Annotated in this window: 22 protein-coding genes and 1 riboswitch; of the genes, 10 read left to right on the top strand and 12 right to left on the bottom strand. The window is 67.0% G+C overall.

Going from position 1 to position 22,829, the window contains the following annotated elements; all coding sequences use genetic code 11:
* The first annotated feature begins 59 nt into the window (after positions 1-59).
* Positions 60-830 (top strand): YdcF family protein, encoded by a 771-nt coding sequence (locus JLK41_RS20980; RefSeq protein ID WP_210389753.1) that lies wholly within the window; start codon positions 60-62, stop codon positions 828-830.
* Positions 831-923: 93 nt separating this feature from the next.
* Here the strand turns inward: JLK41_RS20980 and lnt are convergent, their stop codons facing one another.
* The 5 genes from lnt to miaB form a co-directional block, all read right to left on the bottom strand.
* Complete coding sequence (gene lnt / locus JLK41_RS20975; protein WP_210389752.1) at positions 924-2,447, bottom strand: apolipoprotein N-acyltransferase; 1,524 nt, start codon at positions 2,445-2,447, stop codon at positions 924-926.
* A 92-nt stretch (positions 2,448-2,539) separates the two neighbouring features.
* A complete protein-coding gene (locus tag JLK41_RS20970; RefSeq protein ID WP_047584688.1) occupies positions 2,540-3,379 on the bottom strand; it encodes a CorC family transporter in 840 nt (279 codons plus the stop codon).
* A 6-nt stretch (positions 3,380-3,385) separates the two neighbouring features.
* Entirely contained in the window at positions 3,386-3,865 is a 480-nt protein-coding gene (gene ybeY, locus JLK41_RS20965) for an rRNA maturation RNase YbeY (RefSeq protein WP_037051603.1), read from the bottom strand.
* Positions 3,858-4,850, bottom strand: coding sequence for a PhoH family protein (locus tag JLK41_RS20960; RefSeq protein WP_037051606.1), 993 nt, complete (start codon positions 4,848-4,850; stop codon positions 3,858-3,860). The genes ybeY and JLK41_RS20960 overlap by 8 nt, the downstream gene beginning before the upstream one ends.
* A gap of 87 nt (positions 4,851-4,937) precedes the next feature.
* The gene (gene miaB / locus JLK41_RS20955) at positions 4,938-6,281 is read right to left on the bottom strand and encodes a tRNA (N6-isopentenyl adenosine(37)-C2)-methylthiotransferase MiaB (protein ID WP_210389751.1); all 1,344 of its coding nucleotides are present in this window, start codon (positions 6,279-6,281) and stop codon (positions 4,938-4,940) included.
* Positions 6,282-6,504: 223 nt separating this feature from the next.
* On the opposite strand from miaB, the gene JLK41_RS20950 reads away from it, so the two are divergent.
* Entirely contained in the window at positions 6,505-6,828 is a 324-nt protein-coding gene (locus tag JLK41_RS20950; protein ID WP_004424773.1) for a DUF1820 family protein, read from the top strand.
* A gap of 87 nt (positions 6,829-6,915) precedes the next feature.
* On the opposite strand, the gene JLK41_RS20945 is transcribed toward JLK41_RS20950, so the two are convergent.
* The 5 genes from JLK41_RS20945 to JLK41_RS20925 form a co-directional block, all read right to left on the bottom strand.
* Positions 6,916-7,464, bottom strand: a complete 549-nt coding sequence (locus tag JLK41_RS20945; protein ID WP_179555353.1) for a tetratricopeptide repeat protein — start codon at positions 7,462-7,464, stop codon at positions 6,916-6,918.
* A gap of 95 nt (positions 7,465-7,559) precedes the next feature.
* A complete protein-coding gene (locus JLK41_RS20940) occupies positions 7,560-8,192 on the bottom strand; it encodes a DUF6962 family protein (protein ID WP_179554937.1) in 633 nt (210 codons plus the stop codon).
* On the bottom strand, positions 8,192-9,481 hold the full coding sequence (gene hemL / locus JLK41_RS20935; protein WP_210389750.1) for a glutamate-1-semialdehyde 2,1-aminomutase: 1,290 nt from the start codon (positions 9,479-9,481) through the stop codon (positions 8,192-8,194). The genes JLK41_RS20940 and hemL overlap by 1 nt, the downstream gene beginning before the upstream one ends.
* A gap of 23 nt (positions 9,482-9,504) precedes the next feature.
* A complete protein-coding gene (gene thiE / locus JLK41_RS20930) occupies positions 9,505-10,128 on the bottom strand; it encodes a thiamine phosphate synthase (RefSeq protein WP_210389749.1) in 624 nt (207 codons plus the stop codon).
* Entirely contained in the window at positions 10,125-10,922 is a 798-nt protein-coding gene (locus tag JLK41_RS20925) for a hydroxymethylpyrimidine/phosphomethylpyrimidine kinase (RefSeq protein WP_037051623.1), read from the bottom strand. The genes thiE and JLK41_RS20925 overlap by 4 nt, the downstream gene beginning before the upstream one ends.
* A gap of 143 nt (positions 10,923-11,065) precedes the next feature.
* Here JLK41_RS20925 and JLK41_RS20920 point away from each other — a divergent pair, with 143 nt between their 5' ends.
* The 8 genes from JLK41_RS20920 (at position 11,066) to JLK41_RS20885 (ending at position 22,007) form a co-directional block, all read left to right on the top strand.
* Positions 11,066-12,226, top strand: coding sequence for an MFS transporter (locus tag JLK41_RS20920; protein WP_037051786.1), 1,161 nt, complete (start codon positions 11,066-11,068; stop codon positions 12,224-12,226).
* Positions 12,227-12,374: 148 nt separating this feature from the next.
* Positions 12,375-13,142, top strand: a complete 768-nt coding sequence (locus tag JLK41_RS20915) for an ABC transporter ATP-binding protein (protein WP_037051625.1) — start codon at positions 12,375-12,377, stop codon at positions 13,140-13,142.
* A gap of 2 nt (positions 13,143-13,144) precedes the next feature.
* Positions 13,145-15,121 carry a Fe(3+)-hydroxamate ABC transporter permease FhuB gene (fhuB, locus tag JLK41_RS20910; RefSeq protein ID WP_210389748.1) on the top strand — a complete coding sequence of 659 codons (1,977 nt, stop codon included), beginning with the start codon at positions 13,145-13,147 and terminating at the stop codon, positions 15,119-15,121.
* The gene (locus JLK41_RS20905) at positions 15,118-15,987 is read left to right on the top strand and encodes an ABC transporter substrate-binding protein (protein WP_210389747.1); all 870 of its coding nucleotides are present in this window, start codon (positions 15,118-15,120) and stop codon (positions 15,985-15,987) included. The genes fhuB and JLK41_RS20905 overlap by 4 nt, the downstream gene beginning before the upstream one ends.
* 136 nt (positions 15,988-16,123) lie before the next feature.
* Positions 16,124-18,511, top strand: coding sequence for a hybrid sensor histidine kinase/response regulator (locus JLK41_RS20900; protein WP_210389746.1), 2,388 nt, complete (start codon positions 16,124-16,126; stop codon positions 18,509-18,511).
* 222 nt (positions 18,512-18,733) lie between these two features.
* Complete coding sequence (locus JLK41_RS20895) at positions 18,734-19,375, top strand: TetR/AcrR family transcriptional regulator (RefSeq protein ID WP_047591531.1); 642 nt, start codon at positions 18,734-18,736, stop codon at positions 19,373-19,375.
* A complete protein-coding gene (locus tag JLK41_RS20890; protein WP_210389745.1) occupies positions 19,372-21,021 on the top strand; it encodes an acyl-CoA dehydrogenase family protein in 1,650 nt (549 codons plus the stop codon). The genes JLK41_RS20895 and JLK41_RS20890 overlap by 4 nt, the downstream gene beginning before the upstream one ends.
* A 48-nt stretch (positions 21,022-21,069) precedes the next feature.
* A riboswitch (cobalamin riboswitch) is annotated at positions 21,070-21,273 on the top strand.
* A 53-nt stretch (positions 21,274-21,326) separates the two neighbouring features.
* Complete coding sequence (locus JLK41_RS20885; RefSeq protein WP_210389744.1) at positions 21,327-22,007, top strand: energy-coupling factor ABC transporter permease; 681 nt, start codon at positions 21,327-21,329, stop codon at positions 22,005-22,007.
* A gap of 9 nt (positions 22,008-22,016) precedes the next feature.
* On the opposite strand, the gene JLK41_RS20880 is transcribed toward JLK41_RS20885, so the two are convergent.
* Positions 22,017-22,493, bottom strand: a complete 477-nt coding sequence (locus tag JLK41_RS20880; RefSeq protein ID WP_244976443.1) for a hypothetical protein — start codon at positions 22,491-22,493, stop codon at positions 22,017-22,019.
* Positions 22,490-22,744, bottom strand: coding sequence for a hypothetical protein (locus tag JLK41_RS25410; protein ID WP_244976442.1), 255 nt, complete (start codon positions 22,742-22,744; stop codon positions 22,490-22,492). The genes JLK41_RS20880 and JLK41_RS25410 overlap by 4 nt, the downstream gene beginning before the upstream one ends.
* Between the last annotated feature and the right edge of the window lie 85 nt (positions 22,745-22,829).

Raw genomic sequence — 22,829 nt, 5'->3', positions numbered from 1 at the left:
TGTGCGTCTCACTCGGCATCTCAGTGACCTGCTAGGCTTGGGCGCCCCGGAGGTGCCTGATGCCGATTCGCTACATCCTCAAACAATTGCTGATGCCGCCAGGCGTGCTGCTGCTGGCGATCCTGCTCGCCTGGTGGCTGCGCCGCAGGTTCCCGCGCCTGGCGACGCTGTGCTTCCTGTTCGGCTTTGGCGGGCTCTGGCTGATGAGCCTGCCCGCCGTCATGCAGTGGGGCGCCAGCCTGCTCGAACGTGAGCCCGTGCTGGCCGAGGCACAGTGGCCAGGCTTGGCGCAGCGCGCCGATGCCATCGTCATCCTGGGCGCCGGGCGCGAGCAGAACGATCCCGGCTGGGGCGGTACCGACCAGCCGGGATTGATGGCGCTGGAGCGCCTGCGTTATGCCGCGCGCCTTGCCCGGGCCTCCGGCTTGCCGCTGGCCGCGAGCGGTGGCCTGCACTATGGCCAGCCGCCCAGCGAGGCGGCGTTGATGGCCGATTCGATGGCGCGGGATTACGGGCTGACCATCCGCTGGCTGGAGGAGGAAAGTCGTACCACCTGGGAGAATGCGCTGTTCAGTGCGCAGCTAATGCAGCCGCAGGGCGTCCGCCGGGTCGTGCTGGTGACCCAGGCCTGGCACATGCCACGGGCGCGCTGGTGTTTCGAGCAGGCCGGCTTCGAGGTGATCACTGCGCCCATGGGCTATCTCAGCGCGGGTTACGCCCGGCCAATGGGCGGCTGGTTGCCCGAGTCACGCGTGATCTCGCAGAGCAGTCAGCTGCTCAACGAGGCCATCGGCCTGTTCGCCTATCCGCTGGCTCATGGTCGTGATTGAGTGATGCGCGATCTTGCCGGCGCCGGCTTGCCAGCGATCTTGCGAGCACCTCGGCCGCACTGATCGCCGCAAGCGGGCTCCTGCGAGGTGTCTCTACAGCGTTTTGGCCATGCGGCTGGCCAGCAGCGCCCAGCCGAGCAGCAGGGCGCAGAGAATGGCCAGCGGCCAGATGCGCCATTGCAGGTACGGGGTCAGCCCGCGCATCGGCAGGACCTCGCCGTACAGCACGCCGCGCTCGAACTGCGGCAGGCTGAACTGGATGCGGCCCTGCGGGTCGATCACCACGGTCATGCCGTTGTTGGTGGCGCGGATCATCCAGCGCCCGGCCTCCAGCGCCCGCATCTGTGCCATCTGCAGGTGCTGCAGCGGGCCGATGGAGGTGCCGAACCAGGCATCGTTGCTCACCGTCAGCAGGATGTCGCTGTCCGCCGCCAGTGCCGCCGCGAATTCCGGGTAGACCACTTCGTAGCAGATGAACGGTGCGATGCTGTACCCCTTGGCCAGCAGCGGCGGCTGCTCGGCCGGCCCGCGGGCGAAGTCGGACATGGGCAGGTCGAAGAATGCGATCAGCCCGCGCAGCAGATCCTGCAGCGGCACGTATTCGCCGAACGGCACCAGTTTCTGTTTCAGGTAGGTGCCCTGGGCGTCGCCCAGGCTGGTGATCGCGTTGTAGTAGCGCTGTTCGCCACGTTCGTTGGACTGGCGCACCGGCACGCCGGTGATCAGCGCGCTCTGGCGGTCACGGGCGAAGCGATCCATCACGCCGATGTAGCCCTGGGCCAGGTCCTTGAGGACCGGGATGGCGGTTTCCGGCCAGACCAGCAGGTCCACCTGCTCCGCGCTGAAGCTGAGGTCGCGATACAGCGCCAGCTGTGCATTGAGCTGGGCGGGGTCCCACTTCATGTTCTGCTCGACGTTGCCCTGCACGGCCGCCACGCTGAGGCTGTTGCCGGAGGGGTAGGTCCAGCTGTGCCCCTGCAGTGACAGACCGGCCACCCAGGGCGCGATGAGCAGCGCCAGGGCGGCGATGTAGCGTGGCTTGTGCGGGCGCAGTCGCTCGAGGTTGACGATCAGGGCGGCGGAGAGCGCGATCAGGAAGGACGCCAGCCACACCCCGCCGACCGGGACCAGGCCGTTCAGCGGGCCGTCGAGCTGGCTGTAGCCTGCGTAGAGCCAGGGGAAGCCGGTGAGGAACCAGCCGCGAAACACTTCCTGAAGGACCCACAGTGCCGCGAATGCCAGGGCATCGGCCAGTGGCGCCTCGCTGCGCCGTAGCCAACGTGCCCAGAGTACGGCGGTCAGGGCGAAGAACAGGCCCAGGCCGGCGACGAAACCCAGGGTGAGGATGCCCGCCAGGGCAGGCGAGGCGGCGCCGTAGTCATGGATGCTGACGTACACCCAGCTGGTGCCGGAGGCGAACAGACCGAAGCCGTAGGCCCAGCCGCGCAGCGCCGCCTGCTTCGGGCTCAGCTGGCGCAGCCCCAGGTAGAACAGGGCGATGGACAGCACGGCCAGCGGCCAGAGATCGAAGGGCGCCAGAGCCAGGGTGGTCAGGGCGCCGGCGCCACAGGCGAGCAGGTGGCCGGGCCAGCCCGGAAGGGTGATCCATTGCAACATGAGCAGATCCTTGGATGCGGGGTGGCGCAAGGGTAGAGCGGAATCGAGGCGGGGGAAAGCGTTCGCCCTCTCCCGGCGGAGAGGGCGAGGGGTCAGCGACTGACCGGGGTCAGGCGCAGCAGGTGGATGCGCCGGCTGTCGGCGTTGAGCACACGGAAGCGGAACTCGCCGATCTCGGTCACTTCGTTGCGCTTGGGCAGGTGGCCGAAGGCGTTCATCACCAGGCCGCCGACGGTGTCGTACTCGTCGTCGGAGAACTCGCTGTCGAAGGTTTCGTTGAAACTGTCGATGGGCGTCAGGGCCTTGATCAGGTAATCGCCGGACGGCAGCGGCTTGATGTAGCCGTCCTCTTCGACGTCATGCTCGTCCTCGATGTCGCCGACGATCTGTTCCAGTACGTCCTCGATGGTCACCAGGCCGGCGACGCCGCCGTATTCGTCGATCACCACGGCCATGTGGTTGTGGTTGGCGCGGAACTCGCGCAGCAGCACGTTGAGGCGCTTGGACTCGGGCACGAAGGTGGCCGGGCGCAGCAGGTCCTTGATGTTGAAGCTGGGCTGCTCGCCCTGCAGGATCAGCGGCAGCAGGTCCTTGGCCAGCAGGATGCCGATGACGTCGTCGAGGCTTTCGCCGATCACCGGGTAGCGCGAGTGCGCGGCGTCGATGATGGCGGGGAGGAATTCGCGGGGAGTCTGGCTGGCCTTGATGCTGATCATCTGCGAGCGCGGCACCATGATGTCGCGTACCTGCAGGTCGGCGACCTGAATGGCGCCTTCGACGATGGTCAGCGCCTCGCTGTCGAGCAATTTGTTCTGGTGGGCATCGCGCAGGACTTCCAGCAGTTCCTGGCGGTTTCTCGGCTCATGAGCAAAAGCCTGGGTCAGCTTGTTGAACCAGGACTTCTGCTCGTTGCTCGATCGGTCTTCGCTCATGGCGTTTTACTCGGGATCCTTATCAATAGGAGATTCGTCGTCCGCATACGGGTCGGCATGACCCAGTTCGGCGAGCAATTGTCGTTCCAGATCTTCCATCTCGAGGGCTTCATCTTCCTCGATGTGGTCATAGCCCAGCAGGTGCAGGCAGCCGTGGATCACCAGGTGGGCCCAGTGTGCCTCCGGCGTCTTGCCCTGTTCGGCCGCTTCGCGCTCGACCACCGGTACGCAGATCACCAGGTCGCCCAGCAGCGGGATGTCGAGAATGCCTTCCGGCACGTCGGCGGGGAAGGACAATACGTTGGTGGCGTAGTCCTTGTGTCGCCAGGTGTGGTTGAGTTCGCGGCCCTCGGCCTCGTCGACCAGGCGGATGGTCAGCTCGGAATCGGCCGTGCGCTGGCGCAGCGCCAGTTCGCACCACTGTCGCAGCAGGGCCGCGTCAGGATGCTGGCCGTCTGTGGCCAGCTGCAGATCCAGCTCAAGCATCCTTGCCCTCGGCCTTGCTCTGCTGGCGGGCATCGTGGCGCTCGTAGGCCTCGACGATGCGCTGCACCAGCGGGTGGCGGACCACGTCCTTGGGCAGGAAGTGGGTGAAGCTGATGCCGGGGACGTCGCGCAGCACCTCGATCACGTGCGCCAGGCCGCTCCTGGTGCCGCGTGGCAGATCGACCTGGGTGATGTCGCCGGTGATCACGGCAGTGGAGCCGAAACCGATACGGGTGAGGAACATCTTCATCTGCTCGACGGTGGTGTTCTGACTTTCGTCGAGAATGATGAAGCTATTGTTGAGCGTGCGCCCGCGCATGTAGGCCAGCGGGGCTATCTCGATCACCTGCTTTTCGATCAGCTTGGCCACGTGGTCGAAGCCGAGCATCTCGTACAGGGCGTCGTACAGCGGGCGCAGGTAGGGGTCGATCTTCTGCGCCAGATCGCCGGGCAGGAAGCCGAGCTTCTCGCCGGCTTCCACCGCCGGGCGTACCAGCAGGATGCGCCGCACCTGCTCGCGCTCCAGCGCGTCCACCGCGCAGGCCACGGCCAGGTAGGTCTTGCCGGTACCGGCGGGGCCGATGCCGAAGTTGATGTCGTTGTCGAGGATCGCCTTGACGTAGCGCTGCTGGTTGGCGCCGCGTGGCTTGATCACGCCCTTGCGCGTGCGCAGGGTCACCTGCGGGGTGTTGCTCGGGTTGACCAGCTCCTCGACCCCGGACTCCTGCAGGTACAGGTGCACCAGGTCCGGCGACAGTTCGGTGGCCTTGGTTTCGCGGTAAAGCTTGCGCAGCAGGGTTTCGGCGGCCAGGGTCTTGTCGGCGCTGCCGAGCATTTCGAACTGGTTGCCACGGTTGCGGATTTCCAGGCCGAGGCGTTCCTCGATCAGGCGCAGGTGCTCGTCGAACTGGCCGCAGAGATTGGCGAAACGGCGGGCCTCGAAGGGTTCGAGGGTGAAGCGATGGGGTTCTAGGGAGGCGTTCAAGGTGATGTCGTGATCGTCACTTGGCTGGGTAGTTGAAGGCAGCATAACGCTGGCTGCCCACAACGCAAAGTGTGGGCGAGCGCGACGTTAGTGGAGGGTCTCGGCGTCCAGCAGGGTGCCACGCAGCGAGTGCGGCAGGGCATCGTCGATGTGCACGTCGACGAACTGGCCGATCAGGCGCGGATTGTCGCAACGGAAATTGACGATACGATTCTGCTCGGTGCGGCCCTGGAGCATGCCCGGGTCCTTCTTCGAGTAGTCGCTGACCAGGATGCGCTGCACCGTGCCGACCATGCGCCGGCTGTTCTCGAAACCGTTCTGGCTGATGCGGTGCTGGAGCAGGGCCAGGCGCTGTTTCTTCACCTCGTCCGGGGTGTCGTCCAGCAGGTCGGCGGCCGGCGTGCCGGGGCGCGAGCTGTAGATGAAGGAGAAGGAGAAGTCGAAGCCGACGTCATCGATCAGCTTCATGGTCTGCTCGAAATCCTTCTCGGTCTCGCCGGGGAAGCCGACGATGAAGTCCGAGCTGATCAGGATGTCCGGCACCGCTGCGCGCAGCTTGCGGATGCGCGACTTGTACTCCAGCGCGGTGTGGTTGCGCTTCATCGCCGCGAGGATGCGGTCGGAGCCGGACTGCACCGGCAGGTGCAGGTATTTGACCAGCTGCGGAATCTCGGCGTGGGCCTGGATGATCGCGTCGGAGAACTCCAGCGGGTGGCTGGTGGTGTAGCGGATGCGCTCGATGCCGTCGAGTGCGCCCACGGCGTGCAGCAGTTCGGCGAAGTCGGCGATACGACCATCCGGCGTCTCGCCACGGTAGCCGTTGACGTTCTGCCCGAGCAGGGTGACTTCCTTGACGCCCTTGTCGGTGAGCTGGGTGATCTCCAGCAGCACGTCGGCCAGTGGCCGGCTGACTTCCTCGCCACGGGTGTAGGGCACCACGCAGAAGGTGCAGTACTTGCTGCAGCCTTCCATCACCGAGACGAACGCGCTGGGGCCGTCGACGCGCGGCTCGGGCAGGCGGTCGAACTTCTCGATCTCGGGGAAGCTGATGTCCACCTGGGCGGTCTTGGTCACGCGCGCGGCATCGATCATTTCCGGCAGACGGTGCAGGGTCTGCGGGCCGAACACCACGTCGACATAGGGCGCGCGGTCGCGAATGGCGGCGCCTTCCTGGCTGGCGACGCAGCCGCCGACACCGATCACCAGGTCCGGGTTGGCCTGCTTCAGTTCGCGCCAGCGGCCGAGCTGGGAGAACACCTTGTCCTGGGCCCTCTCACGGATCGAGCAGGTATTGAGCAGGATCACGTCGGCTTCTTCGGGCTTTTCCGTAACCTCCAGGGCCTGATGCTCGCCCAGCAGGTCGACCATGCGCGAGCTGTCGTACTCGTTCATCTGGCAACCGTGGGTTTCGATATAGAGCTTCTTGGTCATGGCACTGTCTGAGGTGGTTAAAAAATGACCGCGCATTATAGGGGAGAGGCAGGCAACAGGCTACAAGCGGCGAATGGCTCCCGAGGCTCAGGTAGCCCGGATGCAATCCGGGGCGGGATGTCCTGAGGCACTGCATTCACGGATTGCATCCGGGCTACGCTAGCTTGCAGCTTTCGGCCTTGTGCTATCCTGCGCGCCCCGTTTTTCCTGACTTCGAGTCTCCATGAGCAAGCGTGACCCTATCTACAAGGTGATTTTCCTCAACCAGGGCCAGGTGTACGAGATGTATGCCAAGCAGATCTTTCAGAGCGATCTGTGGGGCTTTCTGGAGGTGGAGGAGTTCGTCTTCGGCGAGCGTAGCCAACTGGTGGTCGACCCCAGCGAGGAGAAGCTCAAGGCGCAGTTCGAGGGCGTGGTGCGCAGCTTCGTGCCGATGCACGCGATCATCCGCATCGACGAGGTGGAACGCCTGGGCACGGCGAAGATCAGCGAAGCCAAGGGTGGCGGCAACGTGATGCCGTTCCCCATGCCGATGCCGGACAAGTAACGGCAAGAAGGCAGCAAGCCATAAGCTGCAAGTGGGTTCGGTGTAGGCGTGGCTGTTACCTGAGACTTGCCGCTTGCGGCTGCGTTTCTAGGGCAGTGGCGAGAAGGGCGAGCGACCTTCGGCGGTCTGCAGTTCCAGCAGGTAGCTACGGAAGATCTGCCCCAGCACCTGGCTGGCGATTTCCAGCTCGTCGCGACGCATCTGCGCCGATACCAGGTCGGCGCTGTCCATGGCTTCGTCCGAGCCATTGACCGACGCCATCTTCAGGACGATATAGGCCTGCACGTTGTTGGCCGGTACGCCTTCGCCACGGAAGAACATGGTGCCCAGGCGCAGTTGCGCTTCGGCGTGGCCCTGCAGTGACGCTCGCTCGAACCAGGTCAGCGCCTGCTTGAGGTCACGCGGGGTGCGCTTGCCATCGTAGTAGTACTCGCCGAGCTCGAAGGCCGCCTGCATATCGCCGCCACGCGCCATCTCCTGGCAGCTCGCCAGGGCATCGGGCATATCGTCGGGGGTGGCGCTCAGGGCGCAACTGCCGGTTGCGGGAATCAACAGGGAGTTGCCGCCTGCGGATGCAAACAGCGGGAGGAAAAGCAACAGGCAGCCCAGTGACAGGGTGCGGCCGGTGCGGTTCATCTGGATAACGGGACCTCGGCAGTTCAGGGCGGGAGACATGCCCGGTCGACGCGATGCGTGTCGACCGGCGCATTATGGAATAAACCGCCCGCTTGTTACAAAGCCTGTTTCGTCGCACTTCCCGGCAGACTCAGCAGCAACCAGGCCAGCAGCGGATAGGCCAGTGCGAGGAGCACGTGGAACAGGTCCACGCGCAGCAGCGGGCCGATCTTGCCCGTGCTGCCCACTCCGATGCCGGCGAGCAGGAACAGGCCCACGACACCGACGGCGGCGAACAGTGCGCGGCGCTGCGGCCATTGCATGGCGCCCGCATACAGAATCAGCACCAGGGTGAGCAGATTCAGCGCCAGGCGGTAGTCCTCGAGGTAGCCGAGCTGGCGGAACAGCTCGAAGAAGGCGCACAGCCCGAGCAGGATGCGTCCCCAGTTCGGTCGGCTCCAGGCCCAGCCACGGCCCAGCGCCAGTGCAGCAGCGCCCAGCAGTGGCAGGCCGAGGAAGGCGCTGGCCTGGCTCAGCCACAGGTGTGCGCCTTGCCAGCTCGGGTCGAAGCCGTAGCGCACCACGCCGACGCTGGCGGCTGCCGCCGGCAACAGGAAGCCCAGCAGTGCACAGAACAGTGCCGGCTGATCGCCTTCGCCATGACGCCCACGGGCCCGGCCGATGAGCCAGGCGCACGTGGCGCAGGCGATGGCCAGCAGGGCATCGCTGCAGGCGGTGCTGTACTGCATCAGGCTTTTTTCAGTTCGGCGAAGGCGCGTTCGGCCGCAGCGAAGGTGATCTCCAGTTCCTTGTCGCCATGGGCGATCGAGGTGAAGCCGGCTTCGAAGGCGCTTGGCGCCAGGTACACGCCACCCTCGAGCATGAGGTGGAAGAAGCGGTTGAAGCGCGCGCTGTCGCTGGCCATCACGTCGGCGAAGGTGACGATGTCGTCGGCGCCGCTGAAGTACAGGCCGAACATGGCGCCTGCCTGCGTGGTGACGAACGGAATGCCGGCGGCATCGGCGCGCTCCTGCAGGCCGGCGAGCATGCGCGAGGTGTAGTCGCTCAGATCGGCGTGGAAGCCCGGGCGGCTGATCAGCTTGAGGGTGGTCAGGCCGGCGGCCATGGCCAGCGGGTTACCCGACAGTGTGCCAGCCTGGTAGACCGGGCCGAGCGGGGCGATGCATTCCATGATCGCGCGCTTGCCGCCGAAGCAGCCGACCGGCATGCCGCCGCCGATGATCTTGCCGAAGGTGGTCAGGTCGGGATTGACGCCGTAGTGCGCCTGGGCGCCGCCGAGGGCGACGCGGAAGCCGGTCATCACTTCGTCGAAGATCAGCACCACGCCGTGCTTGTCGCACTGCTCGCGCAGGCCCTGGAGGAAGCCCGGCGCCGGCGGTACGCAGTTCATGTTGCCGGCCACCGGCTCGACGATGATGCACGCCACTTCGTTGCCGACCTGGGCCAGGTACTCGGCCACGGCGTCGATGTCGTTGAAGGGCAGGGTCAGGGTGTGCTTGGCGAAGGCCGCCGGTACACCGGCGGAGTTCGGCACGCCCTGGGTCAGGGCGCCGGAGCCGGCCTTGACCAGCAGGCTGTCGGAGTGACCGTGGTAGCAACCCTCGAACTTGATGATGCTGTCGCGGCCGGTGTAGCCACGGGCCAGGCGGATGGCGCTCATGGTCGCCTCGGTGCCGGAGCTGACCATGCGCACCATCTCCATCGACGGCACCAGGCCGCAGACCAGCTCGGCCATCTCGGTCTCGAGCGCGGTCGGTGCGCCGTAGGAGAGGCCGTGGTCGAGCTGGCGACGGACCGAGTCGAGCACCTCAGGGTGGCTGTGGCCGAGGATCATCGGGCCCCAGGAGCCGACGTAGTCGACGTAGCGCTTGTCGTCTTCATCGACCACGTACGCGCCTTCGGCATGCTTGAAGAACAGCGGGGTGCCGCCGACGCTGCGGAAGGCGCGTACCGGCGAATTGACGCCACCGGGGATGTGCTTCTGGGCGTTGGCGAAGAGGATCTCGGAGCGGGACATGACGGGTTCTCTCTGCAAAAGGGTCAATCGAACAGCGCCGCGAAGGCGCGGGCGCGGTGTTCCACCTCGGAGGCGGAGTCCGCAGCGAACAGGGCGTGGATCACGGCGACCATGCTGGCGCCACGGGCGATCAGGCCAGGGGCGGTGTCCAGGCTCACGCCGCCAATGGCGACGATGGGCCGGTCGAAGCGCGCACGGGCCTGATCCAGCAGCTCCACGGTGGCGGCAGGGGCACCGGGTTTGGTGTTGGAGTTGAAGAAACGTCCGAAGGCGATGTAGCTGGCGCCCTCGGCTACGGCGCGCTCGGCCAGTTCCAGCTGGGCATGGCAGGTGCCGCCGATCACGCAGTCGCCGCCCAGGCGGGCACGGGCCGCGGCCAGCGAACCGTCGCCCTGTCCCAGGTGCAGGCCCACGCCCAGGCGTGCGGCCAGCTCCAGGTCGTCGTTGATGATCAGCATGGCGTCGTGGTGCCGGCACAGCTCGGCCAGCGCCTGGGCCTCATCGAAACGGCGGGCGTCGTCACCGGACTTGTCGCGGTACTGCAGCAGGCGCGCGCCACCGCGCAAGGCCGCCTCGGCGTAGGGCAGCAGCCTGCCGCCGGCCAGCAACGGGGTGTCGGTGATGGCGTAAAGGCCGCGCAAGGTCATGCGCCGAAGTCCAGGGGCAGGCGGCGTGGCACGTACTGGCCGTGGCCCGGTTGTTCGGCGTCGCGCAGGGTGCGCCAGGTGTAGTCGAGGGCGCTGCGCACGGCGCTGACCAGTTCCTCGCCCAGGGCCAGGCGGCCCGCGAGCGTGCTGGCCAGGGTGCAGCCGGAACCGTGGTAGCTGCCGGGCAGGCGGGCGCAGGTGAAGGTATGGCGGCTGCCATCGCGGCTGTACAGGCGGTTGTGCACCTCGGCTTCATCGCCGTGGCCGCCGGTGATCAGCAGGTGTTCGATGAAGGGCAACAGCTTGTCGGCGCACGCGTCGGCGCTGCCGTCTGGCAGTTCGGCGAGGATACGGGCTTCCGGCAGGTTCGGTGTGGCGATGGTGGACACGGCGAACAGCCGCTCGCGCATGGCGTAGCCGACGTCGTCCCTGCCCAGCGAACCGCCGCCGCCGGCACGCAGCACCGGGTCGCAGACCAGCGGTACGCCGGGCAGCTGGCTCATCACCTCGAGCACGGTATCGACCATCTCCACCGAACCGAGCATGCCCAGCTTGACCGCCGCGACCGGCAGGTCGGCGATCACGGCGCGGGCCTGGGCCAGCACCCAGTCGCGGTCGAGCACGCGGAAGTCGCTGACATTGACCGTGTCCTGCACGGTCAGCGCGGTTACCGTCGGGGCGGCGTGGCAACCCTGGGCGAGCAGGGCTTCGATATCGGCCTGCAGGCCGGCACCACCGCTGGGGTCGTGGCCGGACATGCAGAGCACTACGGGGCGGGAGTTTGGCGTTTTCATGGTGCGCGAGCTTATCACTAACCAGGCTCAGGCGGCTGCACGGCATGCCTGGCGTTAGCCTTTCTGATTCTCGTCTGTATTGGCGTTCGCCTGCCTGGAAGTGGCATCATGCGCGGTCCTGCCGCCTTGCCCGATTGTTGCCGATGCCTCTGCGTACCTGCCTGATCATGATGACCGCCCTGGCGGTGATCACCGATAACCTGATCATCCCGTTCTACCCACAGTATTTCGCCGAGCGCTTCGGCAATCCGCCGGAACAGTACGTCGGCCTCTACCTGGCCGTGGTCAGCCTGGTGGTGATGGCGGTGTTTCCGCTCTGGGCCCGCCTGGCCAAGCGCGTGCACCCGGTGCGGATCCTGATCAGCGCGCAGTTCATGGCAGGCAGCCTCACCGCTGCCTGCTACTTCATCGACTCGCTGCCGCTGTTCTGGGTGGTGTCGCTGGTGATGGTGCTGTTCAAGGGCAGCTACCTGCTGATGTACCCCTACGTGATGAGCCTGCAACAGCAGGACAACCACACGCAGACCATCGGCACGCTGTCGGTGGTGGTGCACTTCGGCGCCATTCTCGGTGCCGCGCTGGGTGGCCTGGTCCTGCAGGTCATGAACATCGGCGACGTGTTCCTGGTGATGGCGGCCGGCGATTTCATCCAGATGGCCATCTGCATGCACCTGGTGCGCGGCTACCTGCCCGCGCCCGGCGAGCAGCCTGCGAGCGACGAGGCACCGGTGCGCAACACGGCGCGCAGCCTGCCGGCCATCTACCGGCTGTGCGTGGTGATGCTGCTGTTCTACTGCGTGGGTTACATCACCCGACCGTTCTTCGCCGTCTACTGGCAGCAGGTGGCGCACTGGAACAGCGAGATGGCCGCTGGCTTCGTCTATTCGCTGCCGGGAGCGGTGGCCGTGCTGGCACTGTGGTGGGGACGTCGTGCGACCCGGCAGGGCAACACCCGTGACGGCATCCTCGCCGGCCTGCTGCTGGGCGCCGTCGCCACCTTCATCCAGGGCTTCGCCGACCAGTGGCTGATCCTGCTCGGGCGGGTGCTGTTCGGCTGGGCGCTGTATCAGGTCACGGTGCGCCTCGATGCGCTGCTGTTCGAGCTGAGCTCGCCGGAGCACTACGCGGTGGATTTCAGCAAGATCAACATCTTCCAGTGCCTGGGCAACATGGGCTCGGCCTACGGTGCCGGCCTGCTGGTCAGTCATTACGGCCAGGTCGTGCCGTTCTGGGTGGGGGCGGCCGGCCTGGTGCTGACGGCTGCGCTGTTCCCCTTGCTGGTGCGCAAGCCCGGCACGGCGTGAGACTTCAGTGGCGAATGATAATTTGATGCATATGCGTATCGATGATTAAATTCGCCCCTCTTTATCTCATGTCGCCCGGATTCGTCGCGATGCCCGACCTTCATCCCCTGTTCGATGTGACCGTGCGCAGCCTGGCGGGGACCTCGTCGTGCTGAAGCTGCGTGATATCGAAGTCCGCCGTGGCGAGCGGGTGACCCTGGCCCTGGACGAGCTGCACCTCGAGGGTGATCGCTTTACCGTGATCCTCGGCCACAACGGCTCGGGCAAATCCACCCTGATGAACCTGCTGGCGCGTCAGCTGGAGCCGACGCGTGGCAGCCTGCAGCTCGATGATCAGCCCCTGGCGCGTTTCTCCGCCCGTGACTTCGCCCGGCGCGTGGCGTTCCTGCCGCAACACCTGCCGGACGTCGCCGGGCTGACCGTACGCGAGCTGGTGCGCCTGGGACGCTTCCCCTGGCGCGGCCTGCTCGGCCGCTGGCGCGCCGAGGACCATGCGGCGGTCGATCAGGCACTGGCGCAGACCGATGTCGCCCACTACGCCGAGCAGCTGGCCGACGGCCTGTCCGGTGGCGAGCGGCAGCGGGCCTGGATCGCCATGCTGCTGGCCCAGCATTCGCCGCTGCTGCTGCTCGACGAGCCGACCTCGGCGCTGGACCTGGCCCACCAGTACGAGCTGATGGGCCTGCTGCGCCAGCTCAACCGCGACAGCGGTCGTGGCATCGTCGCCATCCTGCATGACATCAATCTCACCGCACGGCATGCCGACCGGGTGATCGCGCTGAAACAGGGGCGCATCTTCTTCGATGGCAGCCCGGACGAGCTGCTCGACGGGCCGCTGCTCAGCCAGCTCTACGACATCGACATCGAACTGATCGAGCAGCCCGGCGGCGCCCGCAAGATTGCCGTGGTGGCCTGAACGTGGCGGCAGTTTCGGCGCCGGCACGCCACGTTCTGACACTGCTCGCGCTGCTGCCGCTGATGCTGGTGCACCTGTGGCTGGCGGCCGAGGTCGCGCCGCTGGAGCTGTGGGCGCTGCTGGGCGCGCCGGCGCAGAGCTTCGCGTTCCTCCAGTTGCAGCTGTCGGCGTTGCCCAGGCTGAGCATGGCGTTGCTGACGGGCGCCGCGCTGGGCCTGTCCGGCAGCCTGTTGCAGCAGATCACGCAGAATCGCCTGGTGTCGCCGATGACCATTGGCGCTTCGTCCGGCGCCTGGCTGGGGCTGGTCCTGGCCACGCTGCTGCTGCCCGCCTTCGCCGCCGAGCAGGGGCAGTGGGCGGCCCTCGGCGGTGCCCTGGTGGCCGTCGGCCTGGTGCTGCTGATCGCCGGTCGCAGCGGTATCGGCGGCCTGCCGCTGGTGCTCGGCGGCATGGCGATGAACCTGCTGCTGGGGGCGCTGGCGGCGGGGCTGGTGCTGATCAACAACCAGTACACCCAGGGCCTGTTCGTCTGGGGCGCGGGTGACTTGGCGCAGATCGACTGGCACTGGGTGCAATGGCTGTGGCCCAAGTTGTTGCTGGCGCTGCCCGTGCTGGTCCTGGCGCCGCGTCCGCTGAGCCTGCTGCAGCTGGGTGGCGACGCCGCCCAGGCGCGCGGTCTGGCGCTGTGGCCGGTGATGCTGGTGCTGTTCCTGGCGGCGCTGTGGCTGTGCTCGGTGTCGATCACGGCGGTCGGCCTGATCGGCTTCATCGGCCTGCTCACGCCCAACCTGGCGCGCCTGCTCGGCGCCCGCAGTGCGCGCGACGAACTGCTCTACAGCACCTTGCTCGGCGCCTTGTTGCTGCTCGCCACCGACGCACTGGCGCTGCTGGCCAATCATATCGGCGGCCAACTGGTGCCCAGTGGTGCGGCTGCTGCGCTGATCGGGGCGCCGGTGCTGCTGTGGATGGCCCGTAGGCACCTGGCGGCCGAAGACCCGCATGGCCTGCAGTTGCCGGCCGGGGCCGAGCGCTTCGGCTGGCGCAGCGCGCTGTGGGTGGCGGCGTTCGCCCTGCTGGCGCTGACGCTGGCATTGGGGCTGGCTCGCGGCCTGGACGGCTGGCGTCTGCAGTGGCCGTCGGCGCTGGTCTGGTCGCTGCGCTGGCCGCGTGTGCTGACCGCCGCGTCGGCGGGGGCGGGCCTGGCGATATCCGGCCTGCTGCTGCAGCGCCTGCTGCGCAACCCGCTGGCCAGCCCGGACATCCTCGGTCTGTCGGCCGGCGCCACCCTGGCAGTGATGGTGGCGCTGATGCTGTTCGGCGGCGGTGTGCTCGGCGCCGTGGCCCCGCTGGCGGCCTTCCTCGGCAGCCTGGCGGTGCTGATCGTGCTGATGCTGCTCGGCCGACGGCATCGCTACTCCCCGGCGTTGATGGCGCTGCTGGGCATCTCTCTCGGTGCGCTGCTCAATGCCGCGCTGCAGTTCGTGCTGGCCAAGGGCTCGGGGGACTCCTTCGCGCTGCTGGGCTGGCTGGCCGGCTCCACCTACCGCTCCACGCCCGCGCAGGCGCTGTGGCTGAGCGCCGGTGTGCTGTTGCTGGGCGGCCTGGCCGCAGTGTTCCAGCGTGCCTTGACGCTGATCGGGATCGGCGATGGCGTGGCGGCCAGCCGTGGCCTGGACGTGCCGCGCCTGCGTCTGGCGCTGCTGGTCCTGGTGGCGCTGCTCTGCGCGCTGGTCACCAGCCTGCTCGGGCCGGTGGCCTTTCTCGGCCTGCTGGCGCCGCACATCGCCGTACTGCTCGGGGCGCGGCGGGTGCTGCCGCAACTGCTGCTGGCGGCGGCGCTGGGCGCGGTGCTGATGCTGCTGGCGGACTGGGCCGGGCGCACGCTGATCTTCCCGTTGCAGATTCCGGTGGGCATCGTCGCCTCGGTACTGTGCGGCGCCTACTTCGTGTACCTGCTGATTCGCGGGAGGCTGGCATGAGAGCCGGGTTGTTCGGCCTGCTGCTGCTCTGGCTGACGCCCCTGTGGGCCCAGGATGCGCCGCGGGTCGCGGCGCTGAGCTGGGAGGCGGCGGAGCACCTGCTGATGCTCGACGTCACGCCGGTGACCGTCGCCGATGCCGGCGACTATCGCACCTGGGTGGTACGGCCGACTCTGCCGGATGGCGTGCCGTCGGCCGGCTCGCGTCTGGAACCGAATCTCGAGTTGCTGGCCGAGCTGCAGCCACAGCTGATCGTCATCGCGCCCCAGCTCGAAGATATCCGTCCGTTGCTCGAACGTATCGCGCCAGTGCAGCTGTACCCGGGCTTCGGCCAGCAGCACGACAACCTGCAGGCGCAGCGCGAAGCATTCCTCGATCTGGCGCGTGCTCTTGGGCGTGAGGCGCTGGCCAGGCGTCGCCTGCAGGCGATGGATGCCGAACTGGTGCAGCTGCGTGAGCGGCTGCAGACACATTTCGCGGGGCAGCTGCCGGCGGTGACGGTGATTCGCTTCTCCTCGCCGACAGCCGCCTTCATCAACGGTCCCAATTCCATGCCGCAGCATGCGCTGACGCTGCTCGGCCTGCAGCCGGCGCTGCAGCTGGAGCCCAGCCCCTGGGGCATCACCCAGGTGCCCATCACCACGCTGGGGCATATCGAGCGCGGCGTGGTCCTGCACATCGAGCCCTTCGCCCAGGAGGCGCAACTGTTCGCGTCGCCGCTGTGGCAGGCGATGCCTTTCGTGCGCGACGGACGCTTCGCCGCGATGCCCTCGACCTGGACCTACGGCGGGGTGTTTTCCCTGCAGTACCTGGCCGAATCCATCAGTGGGACATTGCTTAAACTGCCTGCCGAATCTGGCAAATAGCCTCGACAGTCCCTAGAGTAGGGCGATTCGAATATAAGTCTGCCCTGCGTGGCGATATCGATCATGGGCTGATGGGAGTCCGATATCGTTCGACAGGTGTTAGTGGAGTCGTATGTCCCGGCTGCTCGCGCTCGTCATGAGCCTCGTTTTTTCCTCGCTCGTGGGCGCTGTCACCTTCGACGAACAGGTGCGTGCCCTGCCGCTGGGGCAGAGCATGTACGTCTTCGAAGACGTGCGCGGTGATGCCAGCATCGACGACGTTTCCTCGCAGGCGGTGCAGGGCAGTTTTCGCCTGCATGACAAGCCCGTGCTCAATGCAGGCTATTCGCGCTCGGTGTTCTGGTTGCGCCTGGACCTGCAGTACCTGCCCCGGCAGGAGCAGGGCGCGCGCAGCTGGCTGCTGGAACTGGCCTACCCGCCGCTCGACCATCTGGAACTCTACCTGCCCGATGACAGCGGCAGTTTCGCCCTGGCCCAGCGCACCGGTGACGCACTGCCGTTCGACAGCCGGCAGATTCGCCAGAACAACTACCTGTTCGAGCTGAGCCTCGAACCGGGGCAGACCAAGCGCATTTACCTGCGCCTGGAGAGCCAGGGCTCGATCCAGGCACCGCTGACCCTGTGGTCGCCCAATGCCTACCTGGAAGAGCAGCCCGGGCGCATCTACGTGCTCGGCATCATCTACGGCGTGCTGCTGGTGATGCTGGTGTACAACCTGTTCATCTTCCTCAGCGTGCGCGACACCAGCTACCTCTACTACATCCTCTACATCGCCTCGTTCGGCCTGTACCAGATCTCGGTCAACGGTGCCGGCATCGAGTACTTCTGGCCCGACAGTCCCTGGTGGGCGAATGCCGCGACGCCATTTCTGATCGGCTCCGCCGCGCTGTTCGGCTGTCAGTTCGCCCGCAGTTTCCTGCACACCGTCGAGCACAGTCCGTGGGTCGACCGCCTGCTGCTGGTGCTCATGGCCAGTGGTGCCGCAGTCATGATCCTGGCGCTGTGCATCAGCTACGCCACGGCCCTGCGCCTGGCCACCTACCTGGCCCTGCTGTTCACCGTGGTGATCTTCGCTGCCGGCATCCTGGCCTGGCTGCGCGGCATGCGTGTGGCGCGCTACTTCATCTTCGCCTGGACCGCCTTCCTCGTCGGCGGCATCGTCAACACCCTGATGGTGCTGGGCTATGTGCCCAACGTCTTTCTCACCATGTACGCCAGCCAGATCGGCTCTGCGCTGGAGGTCGGCCTGTTGTCGCTGGCGCTGGCCGACCGCATCAACGCGATGAAGGAAGAGCGCACGCGCATCCTGCAGGAGGCCGGGCGCAAGCTGGAGGCGCTGAACCAGGAGCTGGCGGACAGCAACCGCTTCAAGGACGAATTCCTCGCCACCGTCACCCATGAGCTGCGTACGCCGATGAATGGCGTGATCGGCTCGCTGGAGCTGATGCAGACGGTGAAGATGGACGTCGAACTGGAGCAGTACCAGAAGACGGCTGCCGCCTCGGCGCGCGACATGATGCGCATGGTCAACGACATCCTCGCCCTCACCGAGCTGCAGGCCGGCAAGCTCTACCCCCGGCGCGACGCCTTCAGCCTGCGCGGGCTGCTCGACGGGCTGTGCGCCCAGTACGCCCCCCGCGCCGAGGACAAGGGGCTGAGTTTCACCCTGGAGCTGGATGACAGCCTGCCGGACACCCTCGAAGGGGACGCCGCCAAGCTGGCGCAGGCGCTGGGCTACCTGCTGGACAACGCCATCAAGTTCACCAGCGAGGGCGGCGTGACCCTGGAAGTCGGTCGGGCCGGCAGCATTGGCAGCAACCTGCCGCTCAGCGTGGTGGTCAGCGACAGCGGGATCGGCTTCGCCCATGTCGAGGGGGACCTCTACCAGCGTTTCCACCAGCTCGACGGCTCCATGACCCGCAAATATGGCGGACTCGGCATTGGCCTGGCGATCTGCCGGCACCTGGTCGACCTGCTCGGCGGCAGCCTCAGCCACGAGTCGCAACCCGGCGTTGGCAGCCGCTTTCGCCTCAACGTGCCGCTGACCTTGCCCGAGCAGCCTGTCACGCCGGTCGCCCGTTCGCCGCGCCAGTCGAGTGGTACGGTGCAGCGCCAGGCGCAGCAATGCACGGTGCTGATCGTCGAGGACAACGCGATCAACCAACTGGTGACACGCGGCATGCTGCTCAAGCTCGGCTACCGCGTGCGCACGGCCGACAACGGCGCGGAGGCTTTGACGCTGCTGCGCGAAGAGTCCGTGGATGCCGTGCTGCTGGATTGCCAGATGCCGGTCATGGACGGCTTCGCCACCTGCCGGGCGATCCGCGCCCTGCCTGGCTGCGCCGAGGTGCCGGTGCTGGCGATCACCGCGCACAGCCACAGCGGCGATCGCGAACGCTGCCTGGCCGCCGGCATGAGCGACTACCTGGCCAAGCCGGTCAAGTTCGAGGAACTGCGCGTGCTGCTGCACGACTGGGTGCTGTGCCGCCCGGCGGCAGTTTCCGGCGGCTCCGCGCCGCTCTGAGGGACACTCGGGTGCCGTCCTGACCCGCGCCCGTCCTGTCCGGCGCCGCCTGGTGAGGCGGGTGCTCCCGCTCTGTTCCTCTCCTCGCGGCAGGCGCTGCTGTCTGCCGGGCTGACGAGCTGCCACTTGCTTCCCGGTTCGTCCGCAGATTTGGCCGGATCGCCCCTTTAGCCATGGTCTGAATCCTGATTCACTGGCAACAAGTGAATCAGGATTCAGACCATGGCCTATCGCACCACCGAAGCCCGACTGGACCGCGACCAGGCGCAGCGCCAGCTCATCCTCGCCTGTGCCCTGCAGCGGGTCAGCGCCGGTGGTTTTGCCGCGCTGACCATGCAGGCGCTGGCCGAGGATGTCGGTATCGCCACCGGCAGCCTGTACCGCCATTTCCGCAGCAAGGGCGAGCTGGCCGCGGAAGTCTTCGCCAGCGCCAGCCAGCGCGAGGTCGATGCCCTGGCCAGCGCCCTGCGCGGCACGGGTAGCGCGACGCAGCGTCTGCGCCTCGGCCTCGAGCAGTTCGCTGCCCGTGCCTGGCACAGCCGGCGCCTGGCCTTTGCCCTGATCGCCGAACCGGTCGACCCGGAAGTCGACGAGCAGCGCCTGCTCTACCGCGAGGCCTATGCCGAGCTGTTCATCGAGCTGCTCGAAGAGGGCGTTCGCGTCGGCGAGTTTCGCGTCGAACGGATCGGCCTGGTGGCAGCCTGCCTGGTTGGCGCCATCGCCGAAGCTCTGGTCGGACCACTGTCCCCGCCAGCCCGCGCCGCCCGCGAAGCCGGACAACCCACACTGGAACTGGCGCAGGTCAGCGCCGGCCTTGCCACCTTCTGTCTGCGCGCCGTCGGCGCCGAGGAACCCACGCGATGAAACCCAGCCTGCACGCGGAAACCCACGAGGTGTTCAACCAGGTACCGAGCCTGGACGGCGCCAATCTCTACCGCCTCGACCTGCCGCTGCAGGAGTGGATTCGGCGCTATGACGGCGGCTGGGCGGACGAGCGCCTGAGTGCCTACGGCGCCCTGGCCGGTGGCGCGCTGATGCAGGCGGGCTTCCTCGCCAACGAGAACAAGCCGGTGTTCAAGAGCCATGACCGCTATGGCAACCGCATCGACCTGGTCGAGTTCCACCCGGCCTATCACGAGCTGATGCGCACAGCCATCGAGCATGGCCTGCCGTCGCTGCCCTGGACCGATCCCCGGGCTGGTGCCCATGTCGCCCGTGCCGGTCTCACCTACCTGCACAGCCAGGCCGAGGCCGCCAGCGGTTGCCCGCTGACCATGACCTTCGCCGCCGTGCCGGCCATCAGCCTGCAGGCCAACGTCGCCGAGCAGTGGCTGCCGAAGATCCTCGCGACCGAGTACGACCCGCGCAACCTGCCGATGGAGCAGAAGAGCGGCGTCACCATCGGCATGGCCATGACCGAGAAGCAGGGCGGCACCGACGTGCGTGCCAACACCACGCGCGCCTATCCCATCGGCCTCGGCGGGCCGGGGCAGGGCTACGAGCTGGTCGGCCACAAGTGGTTCTGCTCGGCGCCGATGTGCGACGCCTTCCTGACCCTGGCCTACACCGACCGTGGCCTGTCCTGCTTCCTCCTGCCGCGCCATCGCCCGGATGGCTCGCGCAACGCGTTCTACGTCCAGCGCCTGAAGAACAAGCTGGGTAACTGGGCCAACGCCTCCAGCGAGGTGGAATACCGTGGCGCCTTCGCCTGGATGCTGGGTGAGGAGGGGCGCGGCGTGCCGACCATCATCGAGATGGTGGCCATGACCCGCTTCGACTGCATGGTCGGCTCCAGCAGCCTGATGCGCCAGGCCCTGACCCATGCGGCGCACCACTGCGCGCATCGCCAGGTCGGCGGCAAGCTGCTCGCCGAGCAGCCGTTGATGCAGAACGTGCTGGCCGACCTGGCACTGGAAAGCGAGGCGGCGCTGGCGCTGTGCATGCGCATGGGCCGGGCGCTCGACCATCAGCATGACGAGCAGGAGGACAAGTTCGCTCGCCTGGTCACCGCCGTGGGCAAGTACTGGATCTGCAAGCGCGCCCCGGAAATGATCTACGAGGCCAGCGAATGCATGGGCGGTGCCGGCTACGTCGAGGAAACCATCATGCCGCGCCTGTACCGCGAAGCGCCGGTCAACTCGATCTGGGAAGGTTCGGGCAACGTGCAATGCCTGGACGTGCTGCGCGCGCTGTCCAAGGAGCCCGGCGTGCTCGACGCGCTGTTCGCCGAGCTGGGTGATGGCCATGGTGATGCGCGCCTCAAGGCGCATATCCAGCGCCTGCAGGCGGACTTCCGTGACACCGCCGACATCCAGTACCGCGCACGCCAGCTCACCGAGGACATGGCCGTGGCACTGCAGGCCAAGTTGCTGCTCGAGGCGGGCAACAGCCTGGTGAGCGATGCCTTCATCGCCAGCCGTCTGGAAGGGCGAGGGCGGGTCTACGGGACCTTGCCGCGCGGCGTCGATGTCGAGGCACTGCTGGCGCGCAGCACGCCACACCTGGCCTGAGGTTCAGGCATCGATCGCCTGATGCGCTGTTTTTTGGCGCAACAGGCGAGTAATCTGGCGGCCGATGGTTCTGCGTGCGCACGCGTCACGCGGATGAAAAGGGAACAGGGTGCGGCGACTCTCGCCAAGGCCCTGGCTGCCCCCGCAACTGTAAGCGGCGAACGACACCCCTTGTGCCACTGACGATGGTCGGGAAGGCGGGTGAAGTGGCAAGCCGTGAGCCAGGAGACCTGCCATCGCTCACGGGCGTATTGCCCTTTCTTCCATCCGAATCGTCGCGCGGTGGGCGCGGCCAAGGAACCCCAATGCATATCGAACCCGGTGTCGTCGAAGGCGCCAAGATCCTGCTCAGCTACGCAACCGCCGTCAGCGCTCTCGGCCTCACCGCCAAGCTCGCCCTGGACAGCATCCGCAACAACGGCGGCGTCGCCGCACTGGCACTGCGCAGCCTGCTGACCACTGCGCTGGTGTTCTGCTTCTTCGAGGTCTTCCCGCACCACGCCGTGGGCGTGTCCGAGGTGCACCTGATCCTCGGCTCGACCCTGTTGCTGCTGTTCGGCGCCGGCGCCGCCGGCATCGGCCTGGCCGCCGGCCTGCTGCTGCAAGGGCTGTTTTTCGCGCCCTTCGACCTGCCGCAGTACGGGATGAACGTCACCACGCTGCTGGTACCGCTGTGGGGCATCAGCCTGCTGGCCAAGCGCATCGTCGCGCCGGGCACCGCATACGTGGAACTCTCCTACAAGCAGGCGCTGGCGCTGTCGACTGCCTACCAGGGTGGCATCGTCGCCTGGGTGGCATTCTGGGCCGTCTATGGCCATGGTTTCTCCGCCGAAAACCTGGCGGCGGTGGGCAGCTTCGGCCTGGCCTACATGAGCGTGATCCTGGTCGAGCCGCTGATCGACCTGGGCGTGCTGGCAGCCGCCAAGACGCTGTCGCGTTTCAGCCAGGGGCCACTGTTCAACGTGCGCCTGCACCAGGCGGCCTGATTCCGCTGATCAGCGGCGGCGCTGCCAGATCATCTGGCCGCTATTGCTCTCGGTGACCAGGTACTGGTCACTGAAGCGGTAGTAGGCCGCCGGGCGATAGTCGGGCGCGCCGCTCAGACGCACCATCAGCAGGCCGTCCTGACTGCGCCAGTGACCGCTGTACTGCACCTCGCCCGGGCTGTCGTAGGTCCACTCGGCGCCACCTGCGGCGGAGCGGCTCCATTGCGTGACGCTGCCGTCCGGGTTCAGTTGCAGCGTCATCACGCTGTTGAACGAGGCGAAGCTGGCGCCGCCGCTGTTGACGATCTTCTCGTGCACCCAGGTGCCGATCAGTGCCGGGTCGTGAATGACAGCGACGACAGGCGCCTGCTCGGCCTGCGCCGCTTCGCGCTGGAACAGGGCCTGGCGCTCCAGCACCTGCCCGTTGCGCGGGTCGCGTGCGGCGATCGAGGCGTTGAGCATCGCGTTGGCGTAGGTGGCATTCATGTTCGCCAGCAGCAGGCCGGAGCGTGGATCGCTGATCTCGGCGCGCAGCAGCTGGCGTCGTAGCGGCCCCTGAGGGTCAGGCGCAGGCTGCGGTTCTCCACATATTGCCCCTCCACCTGATCACCCTGCTGCTGCAGGATCAGCTCGGCGGGCTGACCGTCGAGCGTCGTCCGGTAGTGGCCATCGAGTTCGCCGGCGCGGGCGCCGAGACACACGGCGACGGCCAGCAGCAGGCAGAGTGCTCGAAGCATGGGGATGACCTCTGGGCAATTGCTGCAAGCCTAGCTGCTGGCATCGTGCCGCGAGCGTCGTCGCGCTATGTTTTCGTCGGCGTAT

The sequence above is a fragment of the Ectopseudomonas khazarica genome (genome assembly GCF_017915135.1).
GTDB classification, from domain to species: domain Bacteria; phylum Pseudomonadota; class Gammaproteobacteria; order Pseudomonadales; family Pseudomonadaceae; genus Aquipseudomonas; species Aquipseudomonas khazarica.
The sequence above is the reverse complement of the archived record's forward strand: the minus strand, read 5'-3'. Positions and strand labels throughout refer to the sequence as shown.

What these genes read in the sequence shown, in the direction of transcription:
- lnt (WP_210389752.1), bottom strand. Translation starts at nt 2,447, where the DNA reads ATGTTGCAATGGATCACCCTTCCGGGCTGGCCCGGCCACCTGCTCGCC.
- JLK41_RS20945 (WP_179555353.1), bottom strand. Translation starts at nt 7,464, where the DNA reads ATGAACCGCACCGGCCGCACCCTGTCACTGGGCTGCCTGTTGCTTTTC.
- JLK41_RS20880 (WP_244976443.1), bottom strand. Translation starts at nt 22,493, where the DNA reads ATGAATGCCACCTACGCCAACGCGATGCTCAACGCCTCGATCGCCGCA.
- thiE (WP_210389749.1), bottom strand. Translation starts at nt 10,128, where the DNA reads ATGACCTTGCGCGGCCTTTACGCCATCACCGACACCCCGTTGCTGGCC.
- JLK41_RS20900 (WP_210389746.1), top strand. Translation starts at nt 16,124, where the DNA reads ATGAGCCTCGTTTTTTCCTCGCTCGTGGGCGCTGTCACCTTCGACGAA.
- JLK41_RS25410 (WP_244976442.1), bottom strand. Translation starts at nt 22,744, where the DNA reads ATGCTTCGAGCACTCTGCCTGCTGCTGGCCGTCGCCGTGTGTCTCGGC.
- JLK41_RS20980 (WP_210389753.1), top strand. Translation starts at nt 60, where the DNA reads ATGCCGATTCGCTACATCCTCAAACAATTGCTGATGCCGCCAGGCGTG.
- miaB (WP_210389751.1), bottom strand. Translation starts at nt 6,281, where the DNA reads ATGACCAAGAAGCTCTATATCGAAACCCACGGTTGCCAGATGAACGAG.
- JLK41_RS20885 (WP_210389744.1), top strand. Translation starts at nt 21,327, where the DNA reads ATGCATATCGAACCCGGTGTCGTCGAAGGCGCCAAGATCCTGCTCAGC.
- JLK41_RS20970 (WP_047584688.1), bottom strand. Translation starts at nt 3,379, where the DNA reads ATGAGCGAAGACCGATCGAGCAACGAGCAGAAGTCCTGGTTCAACAAG.
- JLK41_RS20920 (WP_037051786.1), top strand. Translation starts at nt 11,066, where the DNA reads ATGCCTCTGCGTACCTGCCTGATCATGATGACCGCCCTGGCGGTGATC.
- JLK41_RS20950 (WP_004424773.1), top strand. Translation starts at nt 6,505, where the DNA reads ATGAGCAAGCGTGACCCTATCTACAAGGTGATTTTCCTCAACCAGGGC.
- JLK41_RS20925 (WP_037051623.1), bottom strand. Translation starts at nt 10,922, where the DNA reads ATGAAAACGCCAAACTCCCGCCCCGTAGTGCTCTGCATGTCCGGCCAC.
- ybeY (WP_037051603.1), bottom strand. Translation starts at nt 3,865, where the DNA reads ATGCTTGAGCTGGATCTGCAGCTGGCCACAGACGGCCAGCATCCTGAC.
- JLK41_RS20890 (WP_210389745.1), top strand. Translation starts at nt 19,372, where the DNA reads ATGAAACCCAGCCTGCACGCGGAAACCCACGAGGTGTTCAACCAGGTA.
- hemL (WP_210389750.1), bottom strand. Translation starts at nt 9,481, where the DNA reads ATGTCCCGCTCCGAGATCCTCTTCGCCAACGCCCAGAAGCACATCCCC.
- JLK41_RS20895 (WP_047591531.1), top strand. Translation starts at nt 18,734, where the DNA reads ATGGCCTATCGCACCACCGAAGCCCGACTGGACCGCGACCAGGCGCAG.
- JLK41_RS20905 (WP_210389747.1), top strand. Translation starts at nt 15,118, where the DNA reads ATGAGAGCCGGGTTGTTCGGCCTGCTGCTGCTCTGGCTGACGCCCCTG.
- JLK41_RS20940 (WP_179554937.1), bottom strand. Translation starts at nt 8,192, where the DNA reads ATGCAGTACAGCACCGCCTGCAGCGATGCCCTGCTGGCCATCGCCTGC.